11 protein-coding genes are annotated in these 6,298 nt (G+C 50.4%); all 11 read left to right on the forward strand.

The features are described from left to right. Nucleotides 1–23 precede the first annotated feature (23 nt). The 11 genes from B3355_RS10560 (at nt 24) to B3355_RS10610 (ending at nt 6,149) form a co-directional block, all read left to right on the forward strand. Complete coding sequence (locus tag B3355_RS10560; RefSeq protein ID WP_292783581.1) at nt 24–410, forward strand: hypothetical protein; 387 nt, start codon at nt 24–26, stop codon at nt 408–410. Nucleotides 411–426: 16 nt separating this feature from the next. After that, complete coding sequence (locus B3355_RS10565) at nt 427–1,053, forward strand: hypothetical protein (protein ID WP_292783583.1); 627 nt, start codon at nt 427–429, stop codon at nt 1,051–1,053. 105 nt (nt 1,054–1,158) lie between these two features. After that, nucleotides 1,159–1,596 (forward strand): SRPBCC domain-containing protein, encoded by a 438-nt coding sequence (locus B3355_RS10570; protein WP_292783585.1) that lies wholly within the window; start codon nt 1,159–1,161, stop codon nt 1,594–1,596. Nucleotides 1,597–1,701: 105 nt separating this feature from the next. Continuing rightward, complete coding sequence (gene sugE / locus B3355_RS10575; RefSeq protein WP_292783588.1) at nt 1,702–2,022, forward strand: quaternary ammonium compound efflux SMR transporter SugE; 321 nt, start codon at nt 1,702–1,704, stop codon at nt 2,020–2,022. A gap of 83 nt (nt 2,023–2,105) precedes the next feature. Then, the gene (locus B3355_RS10580) at nt 2,106–2,627 is read left to right on the forward strand and encodes a GNAT family N-acetyltransferase (protein WP_292783590.1); all 522 of its coding nucleotides are present in this window, start codon (nt 2,106–2,108) and stop codon (nt 2,625–2,627) included. Next, nucleotides 2,620–2,976: a hypothetical protein gene (locus tag B3355_RS10585; protein WP_292783592.1), complete on the forward strand. Its 357-nt coding sequence runs from the start codon at nt 2,620–2,622 to the stop codon at nt 2,974–2,976. Before B3355_RS10580 ends, B3355_RS10585 begins: the two co-directional genes overlap by 8 nt. 9 nt (nt 2,977–2,985) lie before the next feature. Then, nucleotides 2,986–3,411 carry a VOC family protein gene (locus tag B3355_RS10590; protein ID WP_292783594.1) on the forward strand — a complete coding sequence of 142 codons (426 nt, stop codon included), beginning with the start codon at nt 2,986–2,988 and terminating at the stop codon, nt 3,409–3,411. Between the two features lie 65 nt (nt 3,412–3,476). Beyond that, nucleotides 3,477–3,845, forward strand: coding sequence for a VOC family protein (locus B3355_RS10595; RefSeq protein WP_292783596.1), 369 nt, complete (start codon nt 3,477–3,479; stop codon nt 3,843–3,845). A gap of 251 nt (nt 3,846–4,096) precedes the next feature. Then, nucleotides 4,097–4,786, forward strand: coding sequence for an aquaporin Z (aqpZ, locus tag B3355_RS10600; protein WP_024929986.1), 690 nt, complete (start codon nt 4,097–4,099; stop codon nt 4,784–4,786). Nucleotides 4,787–4,915: 129 nt separating this feature from the next. Beyond that, nucleotides 4,916–5,344, forward strand: coding sequence for an EamA family transporter (locus B3355_RS10605; protein ID WP_292783599.1), 429 nt, complete (start codon nt 4,916–4,918; stop codon nt 5,342–5,344). 166 nt (nt 5,345–5,510) lie between these two features. Further along, the gene (locus tag B3355_RS10610) at nt 5,511–6,149 is read left to right on the forward strand and encodes a hypothetical protein (RefSeq protein WP_292783602.1); all 639 of its coding nucleotides are present in this window, start codon (nt 5,511–5,513) and stop codon (nt 6,147–6,149) included. Nucleotides 6,150–6,298: the final 149 nt, after the last annotated feature.

Raw genomic sequence — 6,298 nt, forward strand, 5'->3', positions numbered from 1 at the left:
TTGGGGTCTAATTAACGTTAGCCATGAACCGCAAAACCGCCTTAGAGAACTTGATTCAATTCAAACTGCCAATTGAGCAGGCAATCTCTGATTTAGCTCAATTTGAGTGGGACAGTGAAATTGAGTTAGTGAGCTTAGAGGCTGCGCAAATACATCATGCATTGCAGTTATTTACGCAAGGAACCATTTCATCATTCGAGGTTGAGGCTTGGGCTAATGCAATTGAATGCAGAGAAGATATAAAAATTGAACCATTATTGGTTAATGAGGCTTTGCATGAACTTGCAAATCCGCAGCTAACCCAGCAGTTGTCAGTTGAGCGAGCTAGTTTCTGGCTTTCTCAGCCATTGCTGGCTAACCCATCATTCAAGCGGGACTGGCTAAAGCCAGCCCCTTACTTCAAACGTTAGGGCCAAGGATTCGCGCGTGATCGAACGATACCGAGGAGATACTGCTTATGGTACCGGCGTCGGCCTAGAGGTTTCTGTCCGTCTTGCTGAAGATGGCCGACGACCCAATGCAATTTACGAACTAGTGGTCACCACGCATATGTCTGGAATCGCATTCGAGACGAGCTTTGGTAAGCCGGATGGGGGGTACGTAGGCTCACGGAATCTTGATGATCTCATCACTTTTGGCAATCTCAATACGACGTCCGATGCTCTCAACGATTATTTCCAGCGCTCAACGCCGAATCTTTATGCGGAATTCGTCCCCACCACGAAGGAGATAATGATTCACTGCATAGAGCGCCACGCAATCTCTTCTGGGCAGCGATTTTGCCATCGGACGCTCAAACAGTTGCTGGATGTAACCCCAGAAGCTAAGTCAATCTTCTTCGACTGGGTTACAAATCAGCGCACACGCGAGCTTGTTCTTCCCGTGCTGAAAGGCGATAGGGATGTTCAGTCCATTGGGGGCACTGAACATAGCTGCGCTCTAGTATCGGGTCTAACGGCTGTAGGGTTCTCCCGCCTATACATAGTTCGTCAGGGTGTTGAGGATTTCGGGATTCGTGGTTTTCGCTCAGGAGATACAACTTGGTCTCTATAAACTTTGGCCCTAAGCCATCGATGCAAGGGACGCTCCGCCTATCGGCGGCGCGCCGCTGAACTCAACGTTAATCTTCACGAGTTTTGATAAATTCGGAGTGATCATATGCCAGTCGAAGAAAGCGTCATTTTTACTTCCAGAGTTTTGCCATTCTCCCCAGCAGCTATTTACGCTGCTTTTTCATCTCCAGAGTTGCTTGCTCAATGGTGGGGGCCGGAAGGGTTCACTAATATATTTGAGGTGTTCGAGTTTAAGGCAGGCGGGCAGTGGCGATTTGTCATGCATGGGCCGGATGGCAAAGACTACGCCAATGAAAATGTGTTTGCCGCCCTGGAGCAGGATCGCATGGTGGTGGTTGAGCATGTTTGTGTGCCATTATTTACACTGACCGTAAAGCTGACTGCAGTAACTAATGGTACTGAGCTGAGTTGGGTGCAAGTGTTTGCGGATGTTGAGACTGCCCAAGCTGTTAGGCATATTGTCGAGCCAGCCAACGAACAAAATCTGGATAGATTGACGCGCGTGCTGAGCAAGCTCGCATAAGTGCACTTCGCCTATGCAGTTTGAGGTGATATGCTTCGTATGGCGTGGGGACGACCTCACTGCTTTCTTCAATTGGGGACGGCCCTATCTCATTGTGAGGTGTTTATGAACTGGGTCATTCTTGTGGTTGCTGGGTTATTTGAAATTGGTTGGGCGGTTGGGCTGAAGTACACCGAGGGGTTTACGCGAGTGTGGCCGACGGTGGGCACGGTGCTTTCTATGGTGATTAGCCTTGGTTTGCTGGGTGTGGCGATGAAGTCTTTGCCCATGGGCACTGCCTACGCGATTTGGGTAGGCGTAGGCGCAGTCGGCACGGTGATCCTCGGCATTGTGCTGCTGGGAGAGTCGGCACATCCTTTACGGCTGATCAGCCTGGCCTTCATTGTGGTCGGCATTATCGGCTTGAAGTTTGCAACGCCTGCGTAAGCTTTATTGAAGGGGGCGTGATACGCTCCCTGTGATTCAAAAATAACCAGCGCACATGCGCTGGTGTTGTTTGGGAGAGCCACTTGCAGTTTGTTGTTTGCAATCATGAGGCGCATGCGCAGCAAATCCTTGATATTTTCAATGACGCGATTCTGCATTCGACGGCGCTGTATGATTACAAACCTCGTGTGTTTGATGCCATGCTGCCGTGGTTTGAGGCTAAAGCCTTGCATGGTTTTCCGGTGATTGGCGCAGTGAATCATGAGGGTGTACTGCTGGGATTTGCCAGTTATGGGTCGTTCCGTGCCTGGCCTGCGTATAAATATACGGTAGAACATTCAGTCTATGTGCATCCGGCGCATCGAGGCAAAGGCGTTGGGCTGGCATTGATGCTGCAGTTGATGGCAGCGGCCAGGGATCAACAGGTACATGTGATGGTGGGTGGCATAGATGTAGAAAATGCAGGTAGTATTGCGCTCCACAAGCGGCTTGGTTTCACCCATGCTGGTACCATCAGGCAAGCTGGCTTCAAGTTTGGCCGCTGGCTGGATTTGGGGTTTTATCAATATATCCTCGACACACCGGAGCACCCTGTTGATGGCTAAGACTTTCAGCGTTTATTCACTCGCTTTGTTATGTTTTTGCGGTGCAGCAAGTGCAGGCGGTGCATTGCCCAAAGACGTGACGCTGTTTGTGGAACAGCGCGAGGCTTGTGACCATTGGCGCGGAGAATATGGCTACGATGAAGAACGGCAAGCCGATATTGATCATGCGGTGTGCCAGTCTTGTGTAGGGACGGACGACAGGCTTGCCAAACTCAAGCGCAAATACCGTGGCAGAAAAGAGATTCTGAATAAATTGGATGCGTTTGAGGCTGATATCGAGCCTGAAGATACATCGAAAACCGCTGCATTTTGCCAACAGGTGAGCCGCCAGCATGCGCGTAAGCACTAGGCCATGGCAATGAAGCCGCATATTAGCGTGATTACGCTGGGCGTAGAGGATCTTGAGCGGTCATTACGGTTCTATCGAGAGGGACTGGGTTTTAAAACCGAAGGCATTATTGGCCAGGAGTATGAATATGGTGCCGTGGTATTTTTTCAGCTTGCCGCGGGTTTAAAGCTGGCGCTGTGGCCACGCAAGAGCATTAGCCATGATACCGGCCTGGCTTTGACGCCTGCCAGCGCGACTGCGTTTACGCTGGGGCATAATGTGTCTTCAGCACAAGAGGTCGATCATGTCATGGCGCAAGCATTATCGGCTGGTGCCAGAGTGATCAAACCCGCACACGAGACGTTCTGGGGCGGATATGCGGGCTACTTTCAGGACCCGGACGGGCATGTCTGGGAAGTGGTCTGGAACCCGGCCTGGGTTGTTGAAGTGGCATAATTTTTTTAAAATAGAATTCGTTCAAACTAGCGGGCTAATCAGCAAAAAATCCGGGAAATCTCATCATGTCTAATCTCACCGTCACAGAAATCAAAGCCTTCGTTCCGTCCAAGAATTTCGAACTTTCCAAGCAGTTTTATAAAGACATGGGCTTTACCATGGCGTCAGAAGGCGGCGGCGTGGCTTATTTTCATTATGCGCATGTGAGCTTTCTGTTGCAGGATTTTTGTGCGGATAATCTGGCCGAGAATTTTATGATGCATTTACTCGTGCATGATGTCGACGCCTGGTGGGACAAAATACAAGAGAGCGGGATTATTCAGAGCTATGGTGTCAAAGTATGGCCGATTCAGTTGCAAAGCTGGGGCATGCGCGATTTTTGTATTGCCGATCCATCCGGCGTGTTGTGGCGCATTGGGCAAAATGTGGATTGATCATTAACCATATGATGGTTAAGGGGATTTTGAAGGGTCGGCAGTTGCCGGCCTTTTTTATTTTGGGCGGGTGTGATGCCTGGCATGTGATATTGGGATAGTGCTATTTAATATTTTTTAACAGATCGCATCTGCAAGGGCGATAGTTTGCTATATTGAGCGCACAGCATGCTGTGAGTCGGTACCAGCTGTCGAGTCAGCACACGCGCATGTTGAGTAAACCATCGGCTATTTAAAAAGGAGAGGGCGCAATGAAAAAATATGTCGCAGAGTTTTTTGGCACATTCTGGTTGGTGATAGGGGGCTGTGGTAGTGCCGTGTTGGCAGCGGCTTTTCCTGATGTAGGGATCGGCTTGCTGGGGGTATCTCTGGCGTTTGGTTTGACCGTGCTGACCATGGCTTTTGCCATTGGCCATATTTCTGGCTGTCATCTGAACCCGGCCGTGTCTATCGGGTTGTGGGCTGGTGGCCGTTTTCAGGCCAAAGAATTGCTGCCGTATATTGTTTCGCAGGTATTGGGCGCGATTGTGGCCGGTGGCGTATTGTATGTGATCGCCAGCGGCAAAGCGGGCTTTGATGTGACCGCAGGCTTTGCCTCTAATGGCTATGATGCGCATTCCCCTGGCGGCTACAGCCTGCTGGCGGCGTTTGTCACTGAAGTGGTTATGACCATGATGTTTCTGGTGGTGATTATGGGTGCCACCGACAAGCGCGCGCCACAAGGCTTCGCACCGATCGCGATTGGCTTGTGCTTAACCTTGATACATTTGATCTCTATCCCGGTCACCAATACCTCGGTGAACCCTGCGCGCAGCACTGGCGTGGCCGTGTTTGTTGATGGCTGGGCGATTTCACAGCTTTGGTTATTCTGGCTGGCGCCGATTGTAGGCGCAGTGTTAGGGGCGGTCATTTACCGTTTTATCGGTAGCGAGAAAGCTTAATCACGTTTTAGTTAAAAAAGACTGGCTACGGCCAGTCTTTTTTATTTCTATGCAAACAAACGTCATCTCTTTAACCGCCATGAGCGCACTTGCTATACTGGTCTCTTACAAAATTCGGGAGTTGCATTTATGGTGAGTCAATGGTTGTTCTGGGCGCTGCTGTCGGCCTGCTTTGCTGCACTGACGGCCATTTTTGCCAAAATCGGTATTCAAGGCATAGACTCTGATTTTGCGACTTTGATTCGTACGGTGCTGATTACGCTGGTGCTGGCCCCGTTCGTCTGGCTGGCGGGTAAATGGAGTAATCCATTCACGCTACCCAGCCGTTCACTGGTTTTTCTCGGCTTATCCGCTTTGGCCACTGGGGGCTCGTGGATTTGCTATTTTCGTGCGCTGCAGTTGGGCGAAGCCTCCAAGGTCGCGCCGGTGGATAAGCTGAGCCTGGTGCTGGTTGCGGTGTTTGCCTGCCTGTTTTTGGGCGAGCGCTTAAATGCGCGTGAATGGCTGGGCTTAGCGCTGGTGGCGGTCGGTGTGCTGGTGTTGGCAATCAAACGTTAACGACACATTCACAGAGGCATAGCTCAAACTGGCTATTGCAAAGCTGGGAGATTCATTTATAAACAGGGTTGGCTATTGCAAACCATGTGGCCCCGACAGGGGCTTTTTTTATGATATCAATCACTTTGAATGAGTGATCTGTTTTCGCAGACCAGAAAGAGTAAGAATGACGAATCAGCGTCAATTAATGGCTTATCTACTTGTTGCCTGCCTGCCACTGCTGGTAGCTAGTTGTTGCAGCACAGTGCCTAGCACGATCATCCAGGCGCCTGTTGTGAAGCCCAAATCCGCCTCACAAGCGGCTTTGCATGTGATCGGCGTTTACCAGGGGCAGCTGCCGGAAACCGCGGATAAACGACCATGGTGGGCGCAGTGCCAGGCGATGAACGAGGCCGCAGGTAAACTAGAACCTTCCGCTGTGAATGCATGTCACGCATTGTTGAACCCTGGAAGAGATCAGCGCACGATTACCGTGAATGTCAGTGATGAGACGACGCCGATTATTTTGGGCCTGATGGCCTATGAAGGCGTGACCTGGCAGGTTAATACCACGCCTGGCGTGGTGATTGAGAAGGTGATTCTTGCCGGGTATCACCAACAGCGCATTCAAGGGGTCGGCGATGCACAGGTTGACGTGTATAGTTACGACAATAGTCCTTGTGATCGTTGCGTGCAAAAAGGGCGCTATTTTTATTCTTATGAGCGTGTGCCGTTCGAAATGGAAGTCGCTGCGGGCGTCAGGGCCAGTTCATTTCAAGGTAATTACACGGGTGGCACTTACCAGATATTTAAAGGCATGCAGTAAGTCACTGTTGCCCAGAGGCATATTGTCTTAAGGATAAAGCGTTTTAAATTTTTATGGTTGGAGTCTGAGTTGTTACGTGGTTTGATTTATGGTTTGAGTATTTTGCATCTGGGGCCTGGCTTCGCTTTTGCGGTGGTTGCCTTTGGCTG

This window comes from Methylophilus sp. UBA6697, assembly GCF_002454655.1.
Taxonomy (GTDB): Bacteria; Pseudomonadota; Gammaproteobacteria; order Burkholderiales; family Methylophilaceae; genus Methylophilus.